General features: G+C 68.0%; 16 protein-coding genes and 2 pseudogenes. 6 read left to right on the top strand and 12 right to left on the bottom strand.

The window, feature by feature from the left end:
- A partial coding sequence (locus HW130_RS01635) for an OmpL47-type beta-barrel domain-containing protein (protein ID WP_375256497.1) occupies positions 1-698 on the bottom strand: 698 nt, incomplete at its 3' end.
- A 53-nt stretch (positions 699-751) separates the two neighbouring features.
- A complete protein-coding gene (locus HW130_RS01630) occupies positions 752-3,232 on the bottom strand; it encodes a ThuA domain-containing protein (RefSeq protein WP_177147498.1) in 2,481 nt (826 codons plus the stop codon).
- Between the two features lie 199 nt (positions 3,233-3,431).
- On the opposite strand from HW130_RS01630, the gene HW130_RS01625 reads away from it, so the two are divergent.
- Positions 3,432-4,418, top strand: a complete 987-nt coding sequence (locus tag HW130_RS01625) for a multicopper oxidase domain-containing protein (protein ID WP_177147497.1) — start codon at positions 3,432-3,434, stop codon at positions 4,416-4,418.
- Between the two features lie 459 nt (positions 4,419-4,877).
- On the opposite strand, the gene HW130_RS01620 is transcribed toward HW130_RS01625, so the two are convergent.
- A complete protein-coding gene (locus HW130_RS01620; RefSeq protein ID WP_177147496.1) occupies positions 4,878-5,273 on the bottom strand; it encodes a hypothetical protein in 396 nt (131 codons plus the stop codon).
- Positions 5,274-5,509: 236 nt separating this feature from the next.
- A complete protein-coding gene (locus tag HW130_RS01615; RefSeq protein WP_309140287.1) occupies positions 5,510-6,049 on the bottom strand; it encodes a hypothetical protein in 540 nt (179 codons plus the stop codon).
- A gap of 1,099 nt (positions 6,050-7,148) precedes the next feature.
- Between HW130_RS01615 and HW130_RS01610 the strand changes: the two genes are divergently transcribed.
- Complete coding sequence (locus HW130_RS01610) at positions 7,149-11,573, top strand: hypothetical protein (protein WP_309140286.1); 4,425 nt, start codon at positions 7,149-7,151, stop codon at positions 11,571-11,573.
- 63 nt (positions 11,574-11,636) lie between these two features.
- On the opposite strand, the gene HW130_RS01605 is transcribed toward HW130_RS01610, so the two are convergent.
- Entirely contained in the window at positions 11,637-12,245 is a 609-nt protein-coding gene (locus HW130_RS01605; RefSeq protein WP_177147494.1) for an SMI1/KNR4 family protein, read from the bottom strand.
- 169 nt (positions 12,246-12,414) lie between these two features.
- Here HW130_RS01605 and HW130_RS35545 point away from each other — a divergent pair.
- Positions 12,415-12,827, top strand: a pseudogene (locus HW130_RS35545) (MFS transporter); the annotation flags it as partial.
- On the opposite strand, the pseudogene HW130_RS01600 reads toward HW130_RS35545, so the two are convergent.
- Positions 12,827-13,043, bottom strand: a pseudogene (locus tag HW130_RS01600) (transposase); the annotation flags it as partial. The pseudogenes HW130_RS35545 and HW130_RS01600 overlap by 1 nt on opposite strands.
- Positions 13,044-13,147: 104 nt before the next feature.
- On the opposite strand from HW130_RS01600, the gene HW130_RS01595 reads away from it, so the two are divergent.
- Positions 13,148-13,945, top strand: coding sequence for a VOC family protein (locus HW130_RS01595; RefSeq protein WP_177147493.1), 798 nt, complete (start codon positions 13,148-13,150; stop codon positions 13,943-13,945).
- Positions 13,946-14,014: 69 nt separating this feature from the next.
- Entirely contained in the window at positions 14,015-14,260 is a 246-nt protein-coding gene (locus tag HW130_RS01590) for a WhiB family transcriptional regulator (RefSeq protein ID WP_177147492.1), read from the top strand.
- A 12-nt stretch (positions 14,261-14,272) separates the two neighbouring features.
- On the opposite strand, the gene HW130_RS01585 is transcribed toward HW130_RS01590, so the two are convergent.
- The 4 genes from HW130_RS01585 to HW130_RS01570 all read right to left on the bottom strand — a co-directional run bounded on the left by HW130_RS01585 (position 14,273) and on the right by HW130_RS01570 (position 17,073).
- The gene (locus HW130_RS01585) at positions 14,273-14,782 is read right to left on the bottom strand and encodes a hypothetical protein (RefSeq protein WP_177147491.1); all 510 of its coding nucleotides are present in this window, start codon (positions 14,780-14,782) and stop codon (positions 14,273-14,275) included.
- Between the two features lie 98 nt (positions 14,783-14,880).
- Complete coding sequence (locus HW130_RS01580) at positions 14,881-15,543, bottom strand: hypothetical protein (RefSeq protein WP_177147490.1); 663 nt, start codon at positions 15,541-15,543, stop codon at positions 14,881-14,883.
- 8 nt (positions 15,544-15,551) lie between these two features.
- Entirely contained in the window at positions 15,552-16,775 is a 1,224-nt protein-coding gene (locus HW130_RS01575) for a hypothetical protein (RefSeq protein ID WP_177147489.1), read from the bottom strand.
- Positions 16,768-17,073 carry a hypothetical protein gene (locus tag HW130_RS01570; RefSeq protein WP_177147488.1) on the bottom strand — a complete coding sequence of 102 codons (306 nt, stop codon included), beginning with the start codon at positions 17,071-17,073 and terminating at the stop codon, positions 16,768-16,770. The genes HW130_RS01575 and HW130_RS01570 overlap by 8 nt, the downstream gene beginning before the upstream one ends.
- Positions 17,074-17,206: 133 nt before the next feature.
- Between HW130_RS01570 and HW130_RS01565 the strand changes: the two genes are divergently transcribed.
- Positions 17,207-18,559 (top strand): SDR family NAD(P)-dependent oxidoreductase, encoded by a 1,353-nt coding sequence (locus tag HW130_RS01565; protein WP_177147487.1) that lies wholly within the window; start codon positions 17,207-17,209, stop codon positions 18,557-18,559.
- A 36-nt stretch (positions 18,560-18,595) separates the two neighbouring features.
- On the opposite strand, the gene HW130_RS01560 is transcribed toward HW130_RS01565, so the two are convergent.
- Together HW130_RS01560 and HW130_RS01555 are read right to left on the bottom strand one after the other, a co-directional pair.
- A complete protein-coding gene (locus tag HW130_RS01560) occupies positions 18,596-19,570 on the bottom strand; it encodes an acyl-ACP desaturase (protein WP_177147486.1) in 975 nt (324 codons plus the stop codon).
- A 199-nt stretch (positions 19,571-19,769) separates the two neighbouring features.
- Positions 19,770-21,416, bottom strand: a complete 1,647-nt coding sequence (locus HW130_RS01555) for an ABC-F family ATP-binding cassette domain-containing protein (RefSeq protein WP_177147485.1) — start codon at positions 21,414-21,416, stop codon at positions 19,770-19,772.
- Positions 21,417-21,673: the final 257 nt, after the last annotated feature.

Below are 21,673 nucleotides of genomic sequence, written 5' to 3'. Positions count from 1 at the left end.
GGCGCGGTGGTGTCGTCGGTCGGCGGGGCGACGACGGTGAAGTCGACCGCCTTCTCGGCGGCCGTGTTCCCGGCCTTGTCGGTCGCCCGGTAGCGGACCTTGTGGGCGCCCACCTCGTCGACGACGACCGGGACGGTGTACGGCTGCCACGGGCCGTCGGCGCCGAGCGCGTACTCGATCCGCTCCACGCCCGACCCCGCGTCGGTCGCGCCCACCGTCACGGTGGCCTGGCCGATGTACGCGCCGTCGGCGTTCCTGTCGCCGTCGACCTTCGCCGTGGTCTCGGGAGCGGTCGCGTCCTCCGCGCCGCCCTCGGTCACGGTCAGGATGCCCTGCATCAGGCCGTGGCCGGGAATCGTGCACTTGAAGAGGTAGCGGCCCGGCGTCAGCGTCACCTCGGCCGTGTGCCTGCCGCCCATGTCGTCGTTCGGGTTCGCCAGGATGTTCAGCGGCACGTCGTGGTTGTACTCGGGGTCGGAGACGTCGAACGTCAGCGTGTGCGGCATGCCGCTCGTGTTGCCGGTGGCCGCGCTGTTCTCGAAGACGATCGTCGCCGGCCCCGCCACAGCCGTCGTGGGGAAGGAGAGATAGCGGTCGGTGGGGTCGCCGGCCGTCCAGGTCAGCACCTGGGCCGCCTCGGTCGCCCGGTCGTCGTCGGTCCGGCCGTAGGCCACCGCCGACGTCAGGCCCAGCACCATGGCCACCGCGGCCAGCAGGGCCGTCCAGAGGCTCACCGATGAGCGCCGTGTTCTCACTGGGCCGTCCTCCTCGCCAGCTGGTCCGCGGCGGGGGTCTCTCCGCCGCCCTTGTAGGTCACGCGCCACAGCGCGGAGTTGGAGTCGGAGGTGAAGAAGCCGCGCCCGTAGTCGAGCACGTACAGGGATCCGTCCGGGGCGAACTTCCAGTCCATGAGGTTGCGGATGCCGCCCGGACCGACCGGCACGATCTTCTTCAGCGACTCGGCGTGTACCGGAAGGCCGCCCTGGCCCACGGTTCTCGGGTCGGTCAGCACCGCGTGCCGCGGCTGGTCGCCGTCGTAGAAGTCGCCGACGAACCACTTGCCGTCCCAGTACTGGGGCCACTTGACCGTCGAGTCGCTCGCCGCGTCGAAGCGGTAGACCGGGCCGTTCATCGTGGCCTGGCCGCCGCCCTTGAGCCACGGAAGCAGCAGCTTCTGCTCCTCCTGCTTGTAGCTCGGGACACCGTTCGCGTCGCGCGGGTAGTCCACGCCGCCGCCCTGCGGCGAGTACCAGATGGTGTTGGACGTGACGGGCGGCAGGTTCACCAGACCGTCGTTGTTGGGCGACTCGTTCTTCGGGGCGTCGCAGTCGTACCAGCCGAGCGGCACGCTCGGGTCCGGCAGGTTCCGGTCGCGGTAGGGCTGCTTGTTGCCCATGCAGTACGGCCAGCCGTGGTTGCCCGCCTTGGTGATGGCGGCGAACGTGTCGTACTTGGCCGGGCCCCACGTCGTCGACGGCGCCCCCGCGTCCGGGCCGACCCAGCCCGCGTAGAGGATGTCCGTCTTCTTGTCGACGAAGATCCGCGCCGGGTTGCGCACGCCCATGACATAGATCTCGCCGCGCGTCTTGCCGCCGCCCTCGGCCGTCTCCCTGCCCGTGAACAGGTTGCCCTCGGGGAGGGTGTAGGTGCCGTCGTCCTCGGGGTGGATCCGCAGGATCTTGCCGTTGAGGTTGTTGGTGTTGCCCGCGGTGCGGCGCGCGTCGGCGAACGAGACGCCCTTGAAGTTCGGCTCGGGATTGTTGCCCGAATAACCACCGCTGAATCCGGAGGAGTTGGTGTCACCGGTGGCGATGTAGAGGTTGCCCTGGGAGTCCCAGGACATCCCGCCGCCCGCGTGGCAGCAGCTGTGGATCTGCACCGGCCAGTTGAGCAGCACCTTCTCGCTCGCCAGGTCCAGTTGGTTGGTCGCCAGGTCGAGCGTGAAGCGGGAGACCCGCCGCTCGCCCATGTGCGTGTCGCGGTTGATCCGCGAGTGCGGCGTGTAGTGCAGGTACACCCAGCCGTTGGTCATGAAGTCGGGGTCGAGCTCGATGCCGAGCAGCCCTTCCTCGTTCTTGACCAGCTCGTCACCGCCGCCCTTGTTGCCGAAGACGGTCAGCGCGCCCGCCTTGGTGACCTTGCCGGTCGCGGGGTCGTAGACGTGGATCTCGCCGTTGCCCTTGCCGATGTCGGGGTTGTTCCAGTCCCTGACCACGGGCACGCTCGAGTCGGCGCCGCCGCGGCCGATGTACAGCACCCGGCCGTCGGGGGAGACGACCAGACCGTGCGGCTCGCCGATCTGGTCGTTCTGACCGGGCTGGTTGGGCTTGGTGACGCGCTCGGCCGTGTAGTTGGCGTTGATCGTGGCCTTGCAGTCGGCCTGAGAGAGCCGCGTCGTCCACGCCAGCGCGCCGCGCAGGTGGTCACGGAAGTCGGTCTCGGAGAAGCTGTCGACCGTACCGCCCATGCCGGTGTAGAAGGACCGGCCGCCGTCGTAGTCACGGCACCAGGAGATCGGGTGGTCCCAGCCGTTGGGATTCGCCGCGGGGGTGTACGAACTCTCCTTGAGCCGGGCCACGGTGTGGACCGTTCCCGAGGGATTCTGCGCCCAGTTGAACCAGCGGTCCGGCCGCTTCCAGTTCAGCGGAAGGGACCGGGTGGCCGGATGCCGGCGGTCGCCGACCTCGACGATTGCCCGCTGGGTGCTGCTCGCCGCCCCCGCCGGCCGGGCGCCGATCAGCCCGGTGAACCAGTCCGAGTACGGCTCGGTGCGCGCGGCGTCGTGGATGCCGACGAACCCGCCGCCCGCCTCCAGGTACGACTCGAGCCCGGCCTCCTGCTCCGGGTCGAGCACATCGCCGCCACCGGTCAGGAACACGACCGCGTTGAACCGGCCGAGCCGCCTGGCGTCGGTGAACACGGAGGCGTCGTCAGTCGCCTCCGTCCTGAACCGGCCCTCCGTGGGGCCGGTCAGCCCGATCGTCTCGATCGCGGAGATGCCCGCGTTCACGGTCGGCGACTCCTGGGTCGCCGAGGCGTGGAAGACGAGCACCCTCACGTTCGCGCCCCCTGGCGGCGAGGGGAGGGACAACGTTGTCGGCGGCGGTTCCGGGTACGGCCTGGCCGAAGCGGCATTGCCGCCCAGGAGCGAAACGGTCAGGGCTCCGACGCCAAGTGCCGCCGGCAGAAGGCCTCTTCGTGATCTCGACCGGTGATGTGGTGTGCGCTGCATGGGTCACCCACCCCTCTTTGGTCACAACAACAGCCGTTGAAGCTAGACCTCTTTTCGCGGTTCGCCAATAGGTATGACCGCCAAAGAACGAACTTTGTCCTGACCGTGGATAAACGGAGGCGCTCGGGCTACCGTATGGCCGTCCCCGGGGGCGCCGGCCGCGCCCCGTCAATCTCCGCCAACGACTGGAGAGTTCGGCATGGACAGACGCAGCTTCAACCGGCGCCTGATCGCGGGCGGGGCGGTCGCGGCCACAGGTGTGACATCGTTGTCCCTCGCCTCCGCCTCCAATGCGGCCCCCGCCGCGTCGACGTCACCGAAGACTGCCCCGGCAGGCGGCCTGGTACGCCACCTCAAGCTGTACGCCGAGAAACTGGCGGACGGCCGGATGGGGTACGGCCTGGAGAAGGGCAAGGCGACCGTCCCCGGTCCCCTGATCGAGCTCAACGAGGGCGACACGCTCCACATCGAGTTCGAGAACCTGATGGACGTGCCCGTCAGCCTGCACCCGCACGGTGTCGACTACGACATCGACAACGACGGCACCAGGATGAGCAGGAGTCACGTCGAACCGGGCGCCACCCGCACCTACACCTGGCGCACCCACGCCCCCGGCCGCCGCGCCGACGGAACCTGGCGGCCGGGCAGCGCCGGTTACTGGCACTACCACGACCACGTCGTGGGCACCGACCACGGCACGGGCGGCATCCGCAAGGGCCTCTACGGGCCGCTGGTGGTGCGCAGGAAGGGCGACATCCTGCCGGACAAGCAGTTCACGATCGTCTTCAACGACATGACGGTCAACAACCGGCCGGCCTCCGATCCGCCCAACTTCCTTGCCACACTGGGCGACCGCGTCGAGATCATCATGATCACGCACGGCGAGTTCTACCACACCTTCCACCTGCACGGTCACCGCTGGGCGGACAACAGGACGGGCCTGCTGTCCGGCCCCGAGGACGTCAGCCAGGTGATCGACAACAAGATCACGGGCCCGGCGGACTCGTTCGGCTTCCAGGTGATCGCGGGCGAAGGCGTCGGCGCGGGCGCCTGGATGTACCACTGCCACGTCCAGAGCCATTCGGACATGGGCATGGCCGGGCTGTTCCTCGTCGCGAAGGCGGACGGCACGATCCCCGGCCACGAGCCGCACCACCCCGCGTCCGACGGCGGTCACGCCCACTAGGCGGATCCACCCGGACGCGGTCAGGTCCCCACCTCCCACGCGGTGCAGGGCGCGGCGCGCACACAGATGCGCGGGCCGCGGCCGACCACTTGGCGGTGCCCGACGGGGACCTGTCCGGCTGGAGGAGCGTGGTGCGCAGGTACGGCTCGGCGGGCCGCTCGGCCAGGGTGCATAGGACGAGGCGGTCCCGGTCCTCGCCGTACCCGCGTTGCAGTACGCGAACCCGGCGGCCTCGGTTCCGTCGTTACCGATGACGACCTGTGCTCGGCCGCGTGCCGGGCCAGGCGTGCGGCGTAGGCGTCGACAGCGTAGTGCGGCAGGTGCAGCAGCGGTGCCCTGACCTCCGCGTATACGTCCAGCAGGGTCTGCCGGAAGCCGTTGGTGTCGATGTGGCGTCCCTTATGCAGCAAGTGCGGAGTGCGTGCTCCGGCCCTGGTGGTCCTGAGGGATGGAGGTCAGTCAGCCACGGAGGACTTCGCGTGTGCTCTTCACGATCGAGACACGCGGATGGTCGGGAACCGGCTTGCCGGGGTCGGTGAAGGTCAGCTCCGTCGGCCACGACGCCCCCGGATAGACGCCAACGGTTCCGGTTTCCATGGAGACCCTCGCGTCGAACCCGCCCGGACCGGTGACACGCACATCGACCCGGTAGACGGCCCGCCCGCTGCCGGTGTTCGTTATCTTCAGCGGCACCCTCAGCCCATCGCCCTCCCTGACCGGAGAAAAAACGCTCACGTCTCCCCGGGTCACGACGGTCCGTCCGAAGTCTTCACTTCCCGACATACTGCCTCCGGGCCTCATCGAGGGTGTGACCGGATCCCCGCTCGCCGCGGCGGCGGCCCGCTCCCTGCTCACCTCGTCTGTCCACGTCGGGACAGGGGCAGAGCTGCTGCCGGGTGATGCCGGGGCAGGGGCTGCCGGGCTCTGAGAGGCTGTCTTCGAGGCTGAGACCGGCACTTCGGCCTGTGGCCCCGCGCAGGCAGTACACAGAGCACCGGCCACCACAGCGGCCGCGCTCACAGCGAAAGACGCGCGGCGCGAGAGGGGCGGGCGTGCAGCAGTACGGTTCATCATGTGACGTCCGTTCCCTGTCAGTTGCACGGAGGGACGTGGAACTGACGGTTGATAAGCGCGGTCGTGGAGGTCTTGGAGTTCTTCATGATCGCGGTGACCTGCGCGCACAGACCATCGGTTACACGGACCGGGCCGGCGTACTGGCTGAAGTTGCCCTCATCCACGCTGCACGGCTTGCTGAGGTCGTTCGGACACAGTTTGAGTTTCATGTACTTCGTGGTACCGAGGTTGTTGTCGAAGATCGCGCAACTGTTGAAGGGTGCTTCGTTCCTTTGGTAGGTGAACAGGGTTCCCCATCGCCGCTCGTCGGGAAGCTGCTCGGCGTATTGGAGGTAGTAGCCGGATCCGCACAGGTTGGCTGTCGCCTGGACTGCCTGAGGGTCAGATGCGGCGATCGCGCGCGTGGTGCTGGTCGCTGTGGGAGAGAGGGACACCCCCGCGACGGCGGTTATGGAAGCGGCAGGGTCCTTCGGACCGCTCTTCAGCGAAGCGGCACTGACGGCGGCGGGGGGCTTGACGGTCTCCTGCCCGGCGGCCGGAGAGGCGTAGCCGGCCACTAAGAGACCGACGGTTGCACCTCCGGCGGCTATACGGGCTGTCTGGGAGCGGGTAATGGTTCTTAACTGCATGGATTCTCCGGATTCACGTGAAGGCGTGTGAACAGTCACGCCATGGCGATGCGCCCCCCGCTGCCGGACAGTCACAGCGGCGGGACAGTCGGTTGGCGCCCTTATATCGGTCGAGTGTTCGAATCCTGGCCTGACGGGGGCGAGCTTATGTCCGCCTCTGCCGCCAGAGCAACGAACTTCCTGCCCGCGCACCCGTGTACGACCGCAGAACTGGCCTGATCGTGCTGCTCACCAGGTTCCTGGGGCCGACGGGTCACTCCTGTCACGGTGGAGAGCCTCGCATCAGGCCTTGAATGATCGACAGACGCCGCAGCCAGCGCTGGAGTCAGTAGGCGGCGTTGAGGATGGACGTGGCAACCGGGCCGGCGGTAGCACCTCCGTGTCCACCGGCTGCCCCCATCGCCGCTACAGCCCTGTTACCGCAGAATGGCGTGCCATGCCCTGCTGGGTATCGCGACTTCGCGGCTGCTGCGCGGTAAGTTGACGGCCCAGTGCCAGCGAGAGATTAGGCCTGTTGAGCGCGTCGGCGGGGGTGCGCGGCAGGTCCGTTGACACCTGGCGGGTCGCGCCGGATCGGTGTGCTGCAGCTGCAGCACACCGCCAAGCTGGTGGCCGGTGACGACGTCGAGGACCTCGTCACCCGACGGCATCTGGCTTCGTGTGATTTCTCACAAGGGGCCCGCTGTACGCGACGGTCGACGCTCTCGCCGTAACTGAGCACGCCGTACCGGTGACCGGAGAAGCACACGGCCTCGGGGCAGCACTCGTTGGCATAACTCGGGTAAGCAGTAAGCTACTTGCCGCTTAACGCCTCCACCACGAGCGACAGCGTCGACGGCGGCGGCCTGGCCTCTCACGCGACCCTGTTGACCGAGATCAGCGTCCAGGCCGCGCACAGTCTCCGCCCGAGTGATTTGGCGGTAGAGACCGCCCATCCGGCAACCGGCGCTGAGCGGATCATTCATCGAACCCGAGGAAGAGTATGAAGAGACGATTAGGGCGACTATGCGTCCCTGTCACCGTCACGGTGGCCACCGCGCTGGCGATATCGCTCAGCTTGCCTGCGAAGGCCGCTGAACCCACCCCGCCGCAGAGTACGGCACAAGGCTGGAAAAGCCCGCCGCAGACGAACCCTGCCAAGCCGTCGGCGATCCCCGCGAAGGACCGCGCCAAGACCTTGGGCGCACAGTACAAAGCATCCAAGGACACCGCCTTAACCACGAGCGGGGACGGCACCGGCTTCCACCTGCTGGTCGCCGACGAGGCGAACGGTTACGGGTGGAAGACGGCCGCTACGCTGCGGGAGGACGGCTTCGACGCCGATGCATGGATCGGCAACGCCTGCCTGACCTCCTCCGGCAACTACGCGGCAGTCGCGTATGCGCCCCGTACGTTCACCAACCGTCCGGAACTGATGGTGCGCGGTGCGTTCACCGCCGTGGTGAACCTCGACTCCGGCAAGGTCACCAAGCTGCCGATCACGGCGTCGCTGGCCTACTTCAGCCCCGGCTGCGGTCATGGCGAGCGGGTCGTGTTCACGCAGCTCACGCATGACGGCGACGAAAAGCAGCAGAGCCGGCTGATCACCGTGGACGCAAAGACCGGCAAGCAGTCCAAGCCGGCCACTTTCCCCGGCCAGGTCACCTCCGCCATCCCGACCAAGAGCGGAATCGTCGCAGCGCACGGCAACAAGCTGGTCCGCCTCAACGGCGCCAAGGAGACCCAGCTTCTGCGCACGCGCACGGTGCCGTTCCAGCTCACCGCCGACGCCGACGGCGGCGTGACGTTCATCGAACGTGAGCTGGACAAGAAGGCATCCAGCGAGCCGCAGAGCTGGGCCAAGTACCTCACCCCGGCCAAGACGCGCGGTGGCAGGACGGCTGCTGCCACGGTGGCGAGCGGGAAGCTCGACGAATGGGACCTGAGCGGCACGGCCTCGGGCCGCGTGTTCATCACGGGTCAGGCCGCCGGCAAGGGCAAGCTGCCCACCCACATCGCCAACCCTGGCGGTCTGGCCAAGGGTTCGCGCATGTCCACCCTGGGGCATGCTGCGGTGTCGACGGCATGGGCGGACGGCAAGGCGAGCCTGATCGCCCCTAAGGAAGCCGACGCCACACGTTCCGCACGCACGCAGCTCAAGGTGCTGGCCACGGGCAAGACGGTCACTCTGGACGCGAAGCCCGCTGCAGGCGGCAAGAACTCTGCTACGGGCATTAGAATTTCGCCGGCACTGTCCAGCGGTACGACGACGGGCAGCAGCGACAGCGGCATGTCCAAGCAGACCACGCGGGTCCAGGCGCTTTCGGCCCCGCCGACCAGTCCCAGCGAGGGCACCGACGAGCGGTACTGCGCGGTGGCCCGCAACGACGTGAAGAAGCAGGCGTTCCAGCCCACCCCTCGCCAGGTGGAGTGGGCTGTCGACCAGGCCGTGGTGGGCAAGCTGGACTTCTACCGCTCACCCAACTGGAAGAACACTGGCATGGGTGGCTACCAGCCACAGGGCCTGTTCGCGCCGCTGCTCCTGGCCGGTGACCCCAACGGGAAGCTGGACACCGAGGACGGCACCAACGACAAGTGGCACATTCCCGCGCAGGTACTTCTGGGCATCACCGCGCAGGAGTCGAACATGTGGCAGGCCACACGGTTCGCGGTGCCGGGCGTTACGGCGAACAGCCTCATCGGTAACTACTACGGCGTGCAGTACGCGGCCAGCGGCGAGCAGGCTGACCCGTGGCGTATCAACTGGTCGGATGCCGACTGCGGTTACGGAATCACTCAGGCGACTGACGGCATGCGCCTTGCGGGGAAGACGAAGGAGGGTGAGACCGCGCTCAGCACCCTTACCCAAGAGGCTGTGGCGCTGGACTACACCGCGAACATCGCCTACGGCGCGCAGATACTCTCCGACAAGTGGAACCAGACCCGTCGCGCCGGCATGAAGGTCAACGACGGCCACCCCAAGTGGATCGAAAACTGGTTCTTCGCCTTGTGGGCCTACAACTCCGGCTTCTACGAGACCGCTGATTCCGGCGGTCACAAGGGTGTGGGGTGGACGAACAACCCGGCCAACCCGCTGTGGAAGGCGAACCGCACGCCGTTCCTGGAGAACGCGCTGGGTGGAGACGATTACAGCCACGCGGCGTCGCCGCAGCACTGGCCGTACGAGGAGAAGGTGATCGGGTGGGCTGCCCGCCCGATCTCGGCCATGTTCGCTCCCGGTGACTTCCAGGCCGGATACCGACCGGCCTGGTGGAACAGCAACATCGACCGCACCAATGCCAAGCCGCCGGTCGACCTGTTCTGTAACGCCTCGAACGACTGCGACCCGAGCAAGATCAGCGACACCGACTCCAACGACGCGGGCATGGGCGCGTGCACGCTGGACGCGGGCGACAAGACCACCAACCCGCACTGGCTGCACTGCTGGTGGGACCAGTCCGCCACCTGGAAGAACTGCACCACGGGTGCGCAGTGCGGTAACGCGGTCCACCGGTTCAACACCACCTATGGCGAGCAGGCCGACGCCGCTTCCTACCCGCCCCGCTGCTCTTCGGGCCTTCCGGCCGGTGCCCTGATCGTGGATGACCTGCCCAACGGCACCGTCCCGGCGGGTTCGGATTCCAGAGGCTGCGGTGCGGCGAAGTCGAACGGTACGTTCACCTTCACCTATCAGCCGTGGGACCTTGTCGACGCCGACACCGGCCAGACGGTGACCACCTACCCGGGCAAGATGGACACGCACCAGATCGGTGCAGCCTACGGCAACCACTTCTGGTTCACCCACACTCGCTCGCCTGAGTCCTATCCGCCGCCGGGTGACCGCATGAAGGTCACCGGCACCTGGAAGCTGGGCCAGCAGATCACCGACTACAGCGGCCAGGCCAAGGTCTATGCACACATCCCCGACCACGGGGCGCAGACCACCAAGGCCGAATACCGCATCAAGCACGCGCACGGCACGACGGTGAAGGCGGTCCCCCAGGACGCCAACCAGTCCAACAGGTGGGTTGATCTCGGCGCTTACCGCTTCAACGGCACCTTGCCCGAAGTGAGCTTGGACAACTTCAACGGCGGCAACGGCACCAAGGACATCGCCTGGGACGCCGTCGCGTTCGTGCCTGGCGACTACGACGGCCTGAACGAGGTGCGCTTCCCTGAGGCCGACCCCTATGCGGCGGATGTCAACTTCGAGACCAGCCAGGTGGCCAAGGACGCCGGCTCCATGAGCGGCCTCACTGCCAGCAGGATGAGGACCGAGCCGACAAGCGAGCCCCACTGTTCAACCGGCAAGGACAAAGTAAAGCTCTGTACGGAATACAAGGCGCAGAGCAACAAGAGCAACCAGAACCACAAGAAGACCGCATCGGCCCAGACAACCCAGAGGGCCACTGTGGCGGCAGCGTCGGGACCGGTGGGGTGGTGCAAGAACGTCAACGGCGCAGCCATGTACACCAGGACAGAAGGATGTCTGCGCGGCCTGTTCGTTCTCAGCGCGACGCGCGATGGTGCCCCCATCGGAAGCGCCACCATGAACATCATCCAGGAGATCGACCTCAACCCGAAGTCGGGCGAGTTCACTACCTGGACCGAGATCTCCCTGGTCAGCATGACGGGAATCAGCTCCACCACGCTCACCTCGTTCATGGAGAACTGCTGGCCGACGACCGGGTGTGCGGAGACGGTGGGCCCCTGGACCGGCAGCACCACGTGGACCACAGGCGACACGCACGTGGCCACTCGGACCAACACCTACAAGTGGAGCAAGATCGTCGGTGGGGCCCAGATCCTCAACCTGGACTGGGACACCAGTTGGAGCACACCGCAAGCCACCATGCCCGCGAATCAGACCTGGAGCCACCAGGCATTCGACATCCGCTGCGACAACAAGGTAGGGGCCAACACCGGCTGCGTCTTCCCGAAGTTCACTCCGACGCTGACGATGAACACCCGTAAATACCCTGCTGCGGCAGCCTACTACTGGGTGCTGATGGAAAAACTTGCTTCGCATCCGGGCAGCGAGCAGTACAACAAGCCCCTGCACCGCCTCGCGGACGACACGAAGGCGAAGGAGAACCGCGACAAGATGTGCATGCTGGCGGTTGCGGAATGGAACCCGCACCCGAACGCAGACGGAACAAGCTGCGACGAGTACCCGTTCGCCAAGTCCCGCGAGAGTGGCGGCATGACACTCACGTCCGGCAAGTATTGCGTTCAGATGTACGCGGACAAGCAGTCCGACGGCACGTGGATGCTCGAACTCGACAACAACTACCCGTACCCCACGTGGAATGAGGTCTGCGGGCGTGCCGCCGTGCCGACCAAGCAGAACACCGACGCAGGCGGGGACCTCGGGCGGTTCACATCGGAAATCCGGATCCTGGACAATGACCCGTACTATGTCCAGACCGGGTTCGAGTACTGCGACATCAAGAGCATCTGCAACATCAGCTAGAGGCTAGCCACACCAAGTGGCCCGCCAGATCTCGTGACCTGGCGGGCCACTTCGTTTTCCGAATCAACCTGTGACCCACTCCAGCATGCGCCCTTCATGGATAGAGGGAGAACGGCGCACGGCAGGCAGCCGCGTCAAACCCTCCACCGCGTTGCATAGGTCGTTGAGCATCAGACTCATACATGGCCACAGCCACAGGTACTCGGGATCGCCGAACGAGATCTCCCCGACATCCCCGTAGTGATCGCTCCGGTGATCAACGAACAGCAGATCGCCAGTAAGGCTCTGGGCGAATGGAACCCACTGACCGTGCGCGGTGCGCCCGACTACATCTTCCTCATAGCCTTCCTCAACAGCGTCTTGCACCATGGAGACAAGATTCTGCCGCCATTCCAGGATTCTTTCCGTATCCAGAAGGCTGTAGCCGAGGAGAAAAGCGCCGGGTTCCATGCTGGACCTGCGCAACGTGACACCATTGTGTGCCGCAAGAAGCAACTTCAGTTCACCGTGGAGCGAAAATCCGATTCCATTCTCCAGCCTTGATATATCAGCATCGGATGCTCCTGGACGAAGTGCAGCGTAGTCTCCCGGGGCGTTCTCCCTGAGCCACCTCTCGAATCGCTGCCACAGTTCCTGAAGGTTATGCGTTCCGTCCGGTGCAGAATGATTCACCCAACTTCCTCCATGATCCCAATTTTCTCGAATTTTCCGTGAAAAGATCAACCCGAACCGTAATGTTTTCCCAGATCAGAGGCTATACCCACGGCATGCACCTGACCTTTCATCAGTGAGCCTTCGCTAACCTCGGCTTGAGGCGTTGAGGTGGAGGGCGAGGACCGCCACCCTGGTCTTCGTACTGACCCGCATCATCCTCTACATCTGCATCGCCACGTTGCTCGACCACCTCAGCATGGGCGACTTCACCGACCTCGTATTGCTGGTCTTCGGCGCCGCCTCCTTGGTGAGCATCTGGATCGTGGGCGTTCACATCAACCGCCGGCTGCGCGCCCTCACCATCGCCAGCGCCTTCCTTGTCGCCGTGGCAGCCTCCATCCTGGGCATGCTGACCGTCAGTCCCGCCCTGGTCTACGCCGCGGTCACGCTCTGGGGTCTCGGATGGGGTGGCGCCCCCACCCTCCTGCAGAGTGACGTGGGCGGCAGACGCCCGCGTAGGTCATGCTCGTCACCTTGTGGAACGTGGCCATGGCCGGCTGCGGAGTCGTCAGTGGCATCTTCCTCGGCCTGCTCGGCACTACCCGGTTGGAGGTGCGGGTGGCCTCGGCCGTGAGGTCCTGGTTGAAGCCGACCGGCACGGTCAGTTCGGCGGTGATCTCGTCGGTCGGTTCCAAAGAGCGCAGGGCGTGCGGCATCGTCCGTGCGGCGTCCGCGATCACCGCGGCGTCCCTCACGCCGGTCTTCGCCTCTCCCGGATACAGGTCGGATTCGCCTCATGGACAGGCCAGGCGCGAATCGCCGTGCACCCGGTACTGCGTGCGTCCGGCGCGGTTCGGTAGCAGACTCGGCACGGACCGCGGTCGCAGGACCGTCGCCCGGGGGGTCGCGAAGGAGGGACCATGCTCAGCACCGCCTACGTCACCGGCTCGCCGAACTGGATCGACCTCGGCACCCCCGACCTCGATGCCGCCACCTTCTTCTACGGCAGGCTGTTCGGCTGGGAGTTCGCGTCCGCCGGTCCGGACGCGGGCGGCTACGGCATGTTCCGCCTCGACGGCAGGACCGTCGCCGCCGGCATGACCGTCCCCGCCGACCGGGCGCCCGCCGGCTGGAGCGTCTACTTCCAGACACCGGACCTCGACGCGACGGCCGAGGCGGTCGAGGGCAACGGCGGCACGGTGGTGTACGCGCCGATGGACGTCTTCGACCAGGGCCGCATGGCGGTCTTCATGGACCCGTCGGGCGCGGGCTTCTCCGCCTGGCAGCCGGGGAGGAACAAGGGACTCGACGTCGTGGGCGACCCCGGCGCGCTGTGCTGGCTCGAGTTGTACACCCCCGAGCCGGACTCCGCGCTCGCCTTCTACTCCACCGTCCTCGGGTGGGAGACGTCCGCGATGCCGCTCCCGGACGGCAGTGGCGCCTACACCCTGATCCGCCCGGGCGGCTCGGACCCGGAGGCGGCGTTCGCCGGAGCCGTCCCGCTGACGGCGGACCCGTCGGAGAAGGACCTGGGCCCGTTCTGGCTGCCGTACTTCGAGGTCGCCGACTGCGACGCGGCCGTGACCACGGCCCAGGAACTCGGCGGCGAGATCAGGATGCCCCCGACCACGATGGAGGGCGTGGGCCGCTTCGCCCGCCTCGCGGACCCGGCGGGAGCGCGGTTCGCGGTCCTGCGGGGCGTCGAACAGCACGGCTGAACGCAAACGGTGGCAGTCGTTGACGCGTCATTGATCGACTGTTTATCGCCACGGGGCAAGGTGACGTACATGGCGATCAACACCATCACCGACCCGGAACTGGCCTGGCAGGAGACGGCCCTGTGCGCCCAGGCGGGCCCGGAGTTCTTCTTCCCGGCCCCCGGCTCCTCCACCCGCGAGGCGAAGCAGCTGTGCGGAGCGTGCGAGGGGAGGGTGGCGTGCCTGGAGTACGCGCTGACGCACGACGAGAGATTCGGCGTGTGGGGCGGGCTCTCGGAGAAGGAGCGGCAGCGGTTGAAGCGGGGACGTGGCTGACTGGAGGCCCGTTCAGAACCAGCGCCGCAGGTACCGGCCGTCCCTGGCCAGGCCTGCGGCCTCGGCGCGTGCGTCGGCGGTTTGCACATCGGCGGACGGTTCCTCCCAGAGCGCAGGGTTGACGGCCCTGACCGGGAAGTGGCCGCCCACTGGCGACAACACGCCGCCGCATGCGGGGTCGCCTGCGAACCAGATCCTGTCGGGATACGCGTTCTGCTTGTGCCTCAAGTCGCAGCGGAACGGGGTGGTGTGGAGCATGACTTCCTCTCCGGTCGGCAGGTGGAGTGCGATAAGGAAGTCTCTGCGTCCGCCAAATGGCGGGTAGCTGCAGATGTACTCCCTCCAGGCATAGGTCCGGAGGATGCGTGCCGAGCGGGGGGCGAGCACCAGAGCCGAGGTGGTGATCAAGATCGCCACTGGCGAGACGACGACAACCAGCACGATCGGCGGTACGGCCCAATCAGGGGTGGCTGCGAGTTGTCCGGCTCCGAGGACGAGCAGCGGCGTTGCTACCGATGCCATAAGCCACATCTGTCGACGCCACATGCTTCGGGCGTGTGCTGCCGCGGTCGGTAGGTGGTCCAGCGCAGTCCCGGTCGAAGGTGGGGGCCCCTGGTGCATCACAGCGCCAGATCCGAGAGTGTGCTCCGCGGAGGAGGGGAGACTGTGGGTGGGGCAGAAGGTTCGAATGTGACCGTCCTGCCTACACCCATAAGAATCTCCGTGTACTCGTCGCAGAACTCGACTGCAGTGGTGGTCAGATCGATGACGATCACGCGGGGGCCCGAGGGGCGTGGCACACACAGGCGGGCCTGGAAAACCTCTTGGCTGCCGGTCGCCATCGCCGCTGGGTCGCCTCCCATATCGGGTGGCGGTGGAAGCGTGCACGTCACAAGCGCCGAGCCGGTGCTGCAGGGCAGCTCCACCAGCTCCCGTCGTCGGATGGTGCCAAAGTCCGTGCCCGCCAACCGCAGCCCGCAGTGTGCTGCGGCCAACGTGCTCGTGCAGGTTCCCACCATCACCTCTGACAGCGACAGGACGCTCGTGGAGACACCTGCGTCTGTATCAGCGTGAAGGCCGACTGCGACGAACATCGTGCCGTGCTCGCGAAGGTCGCCGAACATGCGCAGCGCCGTCGATGCAGCATGGGGCGCTTGCAGGGCAGTTCCGCCCATGCCGAGTGCGTTCATGTCATCGCACAGACGCTGCGTCAGACCATCCACGTCGTCGAGGTCGAGTTCGACGAAACCGGGTGGCAGGTGAAACCAGCAGGGGTCAGTCATGTTCACTCCTAACGAGCAAGGCCGGCCCAGGTACGGGCCGCTGTCATCCCTGCGCCGGGCCCATCGGACACGGCGAGACGGGTGCCGTCGACCGCCGTCGCTGCGTTCTTGGCGCTGTCGTTGCTGTCGGCCGGTGTCAAGCTCACTGTCGAGGTGGCCACGCCGGCGCCGGCGACTCCGACCTCCAAGGGCTTCTGAACCCTGGGATCTGTGCGACGAACCACCCAGTCGAGCACGGGCTTGGGGGCGTCATTGATCTCGCGCATGGCGGCGATCGAGTCTGACCGCAGGGCGCTCGTTCCGCTTCTCAGAGTTGCCGCGGCACCATGCTCGGCGGCGATGCCGGCCCTGGTGGCAGCGGTCATCCCCTTGGCTCCCTGAGCGACGGCACCCACTCCGGGTACGGCACCGAGTGCATCAGCCGTCAGGGTGACTGCGCTGGACCAGAACTTGCCGTCGAATCGCCCATCGGTGAAACCAGCCTTGAGGGCTGCTCGGTGTCGCGGGTCGTTCGCATGGGAAGCGAAGGCGGCGAGACTGAGCCCGGCCGCTGCAAACAACAGGGGCACGGCCAACGGGCCGGAAGCAAGGATCGCGGCGAGTCCAAGCCCGGCCGACAGCAGCGCCAGCGTGTCACCCAGATGGTCGTCGACCCAGCCCAGCACCTTGTCCAACGCCCCCGGCTCCCGCGGTGCCAGTCTGTCCGTCGCCTCGTTCAGGGACTTCGCGATGCGCGCCGCCTCCGCCGCGTGCGTCGCCTCCAGTTCGTGGGCCAGCGCGCGGACCGACGCCAGTGCCGTACGCGCGCGCGTCACCGCGGACGCCGCCGTGCGGAGGTCCGGTGGCGGCGCGTCCGGGGACGCGGCGAGGGCGTCGTGGTGGGACTCCGCGCGCCGCAGTTCCGCCGAGGACAGCCGCGCCCTCGTCTCGTACGTCCGTGCCGTCGCCTGGTAACCAACCAGGTCCTCGTGCCACGACAGCAGTCGCGCCGACGCCTTCGACACCGAGCGGTGCGCGTTCCTCAGGTACCGGGGGAGGTCGCCGTCCAGCGCGCCGCGGAAGGCCTGCGCCGCCTCGCCCCTCCAGTGCGCGCTCTCCCCGAGGAGGCGGTTCACCAGCGCGTGCGCCGTGCCCAGGGCCGTCGCCGAGGTCTGCAGTTTCTTCTGGAGCGCCGCGATCTCCGCCGGGCTGCCCGGCGCCGGGTCCCAGCCCAGGTGCGGGTACTCAGCCATGCCGCACCGCCACGGCCCTGAACGCCGTCTCGATCGCCCGCTCCACCTCCGCGAACCCGGCCCGCGTGGCCTGCACGCCGTCGCGGACGGACGTGATGCGGTCGTCGAGTTGTTCGGCGCCGTACTTCCAGCGCTTCTGGAAGCCGTCGCACGCCTCGTCGAGAGCGGCGGTGCCCAGTTGGTCCGCCCGTACGTGTTCCAGCGCTCGGCGCGCCTCGCCCAGTGACGTCAGCGACTCGTCCAGGGCCCGGCAGAACCGGGCCAGCTGACGGCCGTTCACCTCGAGATCGGGATCCATGGCCGCTCACCCTGGCAGACCGTCCGCCGCAGGGGACAACTGCCGTACCCCGCACGAGTGGGGGGATATCCGGATGCTCCGATTGACGGCGTGTCGTTAAGATCACCGGACTCGGCAGGGGTGGGACGACGACATGAACGACCAGGTCACGGACGACGAGTTGGACGCCTTCGCGCTCATGGCGCGCAAGCTGCGCGCGCTGCCGCTGGGCGATCCCCGGCGGATGAGGGGCGAGTCGATCGCCGCGTCGTTCGCGCGCGAGAGCCGCAATCTGCGGCGCAAGGCCGTGCGGCGCGCCCGGTCCGAGGCCGATGCCGCCCTCGCGGCCGGGACCGCCACGGGCGCCCTCGACCGGCGGGAGGAGGCGCCGCTCGCGGCCGTGGAGCCCGGCCGGGACGTCGAGCACTACGAGCGACCCCGGCGTTGCTATGTCTGCAAGGCGCTCTACCGACAGGCCGACAGTTTCTACCACCGGCTCTGCCCGCCCTGCGCCGCCGACAACACCGCCCGGCGCTCGCTGAGCACGGATCTGCGCGGACGGCGGGTCCTGCTCACCGGCGGCCGGGTGAAGATCGGCTTCCAGCTGGCGCTGATGATGCTGCGGGATGGTGCCGAGCTGCTGGTCACGAGCCGGTTCCCGGACGACACGCTGCGCAGGTTCCGGGCCGTGCCCGGCAGCCGCGAGTGGCTCGGCCGGCTGACGGTCGCCGCCGTCGACCTGCGTGACCCGCGGCAGGTGCTGGGCCTGTGCGAGCGGCTGCGCGACGGCGGCGAGCCATTGGACGTCCTGGTCAACAACGCCGCGCAGACGATCCGCCGCCCGCCCGAGGCGTACGCGCTGCTGGCCGCGGGGGAGAGCGGCGCCTCGCGGCCCGGCGTGCTCATGGCGCCCGGTTATGCGCCGATGGCGGCCGTGGGGGCACCGGACGGCGCCCTCTCACTCGTCCTGCCGGAGGCCGAGGCGGAGGCGTCCGACCAGACGGGCCTGCTGCCCGACCTCGCGCCGGAGAACTCCTGGTCGGCCCGGCTCGGCGGCCTCGACCCCGCCGAGCTGCTCGAGACCCAGCTGGTCAACGCCCTGGCGCCGGCCCTGCTCGCCGACCGCCTGCTGCCGCTGCTGCTGGCCTCGCCCAGGCCGCGGCGGTACATCGTCAATGTGACCGCAGTGGAGGGCCGGTTCGCGGTGCGCAACAAGACGGCCCGCCACCCGCAGACCAACATGGCCAAGGCGGCACTGAACATGCTCACGCGCACGAGCGCGGCGCAGCTCGCCGCCGAGGGCGTGCACATGTGCAGCGTCGACACCGGATGGATCACCGACGAGAACCCCGCGCCGCGCAAGGCGCGGATCGCCGCCTTCGGCACCCGCACGCCGCTCGACGTCGTCGACGGCGCGGCGCGGATCTACGACCCGATCGTGCGCGGTGAGGCGGGCGACCCGGTCGCAGGCGTGTTCCTCAAGGACTACCAGGAGGCCGCGTGGTGAGACCGGGCCCGTACGCCGGTTCGGCCGGCCCCGGCGTCACTTCCCCGCGCGGGCCGCCATGCGGGTCTTGCGGGCGGCGAGCCTCTCGTCGAACTTCCTCGCCTCGGAGTCCAGCCCGCCCATGTACAGGCCGAGCTCCTCCTGAGCCTTGAGGCCCTCGGGGCCCAGGCCGTCGATCTCCATGATCTTCAGGAAGCGGAGCACCGGCTGGAGGACGTCGTCGTGGTGGATGCGCAGGTTGTAGATCTCGCCGATCGCCATCTGGGCGGCCGCGCGCTCGAAGCCGGGCATGCCGTGTCCGGGCATCCGGAAGTTGACCACGACGTCGCGGACGGCCTGCATGGTCAGGTCGGGGGCGAGCTCGAAGGCCGCGCTCAGCAGGTTGCGGTAGAAGACCATGTGCAGGTTCTCGTCGGTCGCGATGCGCGCCAGCATCCGGTCGCAGACGGGGTCGCCCGACTGGTGGCCGGTGTTGCGGTGCGAGACGCGGGTCGCGAGCTCCTGGAAGGCGACGTACGCGACGGAGTGCAGCATCGAGTGGCGGTTGTCCGACTCGAAGCCCTCCGCCATGTGCGCCATGCGGAACTGCTCCAGCTTGTCCGGGTCGACCGCGCGCGAGGTGAGCAGGTAGTCGCGCATGACGATGCCGTGCCGGCCCTCCTCCGCGGTCCAGCGGTGCACCCAGGTGCCCCACGCGCCGTCGCGGCCGAAGAGGGTGGCGATCTCGTGGTGGTAGCTCGGGAGGTTGTCCTCGGTCAGCAGGTTCACCACGAGGGCGATGCGGCCGATGTCGGTGACCTTGGACTGGTCCGGCTCCCAGGCCTCCCCGTCCTCGAAGAGGCCCGGGAAGTTCCGGCCGTCGCCGAAGGGCACGTACTCGTGCGGCATCCAGTCCTTGGCGACCTTGAGGTGGCGGTTGAGCTCCGTCTCCACGACCTCTTCGAGTGCGTACAGCAGCCGGGCGTCGCTCCAGGCATCCGAGCTGCCGAGGTGGGGAGAGGTGATCGTCACGAGTGCTCCAGGGGACGGGCGTGGCACTTACGGATTCGTAGGTTACGAAACCGTAGGTTAAGCACGCGATAAGGCCTCGGCCAAGCCCGGATCCGCAGTGTCCCCTTACGTATGGTTATGTGGCCAGGTGGCGCGGTGCGCAGGGAGAGGTAGATCACCTTCCGGTTCCGGCCGGCCCCGCCCTCGCACCGCGCCGTCCTCAGCTCTCCGGAAACGCCTCCGACCCCAGCTCGTCGGCCGAGATGTCCCGCAGCCCCTCGCCGTCCAGCAGCAGCCGGCGTGTGACGCCGATCGACTCCAGGAACGTCACGTCGTGGCTCGCCACGATCAGCGCGCCCTCGTAGGACTCCAGCGCCGCCGTCAGCCGCCGCACGCTCGCCATGTCGAGGTTGTTCGTCGGCTCGTCCAGCATGAGCAGCTGCGGCGCGGGCTCGGCCAGCAGCAGAGCGGCGAGGGCGGCCCTGAAGCGCTCACCGCCCGACAGCGTCCCCGCCGGCTGGTCGGCGAGCGCCCCGCGGAACAGGAAGCGCGCGAGTTTGGCCCGGATCGCGTTGTTCGTCGCGCCCGGCGCGAAGCGGGCCACGTTCTCGACCACGCTCAGGCCGTCGTCGAGCAGATCGAGACGCTGCGGCAGGAAGCGCAGCGGAACCTGTGCGACCGCCTCGCCGGCCACCGGCGAGAGCTCCCCGGTGATGGTGCGCAGCAGCGTCGTCTTGCCCGCGCCGTTGCGCCCGACCAGGGCGATGCGCTCGGGCCCGCGCACCTCCAGCTCGCCGGGGATCTCTGCGCCGTACCGCAGGCGCAGTCCGCTCAGCCGCAGCACTCCGCGCCCCGGGTGGACGATGGTGTGCGGCAGCTCGATGCGGATCTCGTCGTCGTCGCGTACGGCTTCCGCGGCCTCGTCGAGGCGTTCGCGTGCCTCCGCGAGCCGTTCCGTGTGCATGATGCGGTGCTTGCCCGCCGACTCCTGAGCGGCGCGCTTGCGGGCGCCCATCACGATCTTGGGCTCGCGCTTGCTGTCCCACATCTTCTGCCCGTACCGCTTGCGGCGTGCCAACTTCACCTGTGCTTCGGCCAGTTCGCGCTTCTGCCGTTGCACGTCGGCCTCCGCCACACGCACCATCCGCTCCGCCGCCTCCTGTTCGACGGCGAGAGCCTGCTCGTACGCCGTGAAGTTGCCGCCGTACCAGCTCACCTCGCCGTCGCGCAGGTCGGCGATCTGGTCGACGCGTTCGAGGAGTTCACGGTCGTGGCTGACGACCACCATGACCCCGGACCAGGCCGTGACCGCGTCGTAGAGCCTGCGGCGCGCGTACAGGTCGAGGTTGTTGGTCGGCTCGTCGAGCAGCAGCACGTCCGGCCGGGCCAGCAGCAGGGCCGCCAGCCGCAGCAGGACGCCCTCGCCGCCCGACACCTCGCCGATGGTGCGGTCCAGGCCGATGTGCCCGAGACCGAGCTGGTCGAGCGCGGCGCGTGCGCGCTCCTCCACGTCCCAGTCGTCGCCGACCGCGGTGAAGTGCTCCTCGCTCGGATCTCCGCCCTCGATGGCGTGCAGCGCCGCGCGGGTCGCGGCGATGCCCAGCACCTCGTCGACGCGCAGGCCCGTGTCGAGGACCAGGTTCTGCGGCAGGTACCCGACCTCGCCCGCGACCCGGACCGTGCCCGAGACGGGGACGAGATCGCCGGCGATCAGTTTCAACAGGGTGGACTTCCCCGAGCCGTTGAGGCCGATCAGGCCCGTACGGCCGGGGCCGACGGCGAGCTGGAAATCGTCGAACACCTGCGTGCCGTCCGGCCAGGCGAAGCCGAGGGAGGAGCAGGTGAGGAAAGCGGGGGTGAGTGGCATACGGGTCTCCGGGTCGCGTGGAAGGGGCGGGGCAACGGTGGAGACACCGGGACACGTGGCGACGGAGCCGTACGGGAACGAGAAGAGGTCCCGGTCGGGCGGAAAGCGGACGGCAGAGCGTCGAGGTCGCACACGTGCGCGCGGGCAAAGGCCGGGCCGCACGGTGTCTCGTGACCTCAGACGAGCAACGTCCTACTCCGATCGACGACAACAGAACCGTCGCACACGCTAGGACCGGCCCGCCGGGCTGTCAAAGC

This window comes from Streptomyces sp. PKU-EA00015 (genome assembly GCF_013387495.1).
Classification (GTDB): Bacteria; Actinomycetota; Actinomycetes; order Streptomycetales; family Streptomycetaceae; genus Streptomyces.
This window is presented reverse-complemented; position numbering and strand designations above follow the sequence as displayed.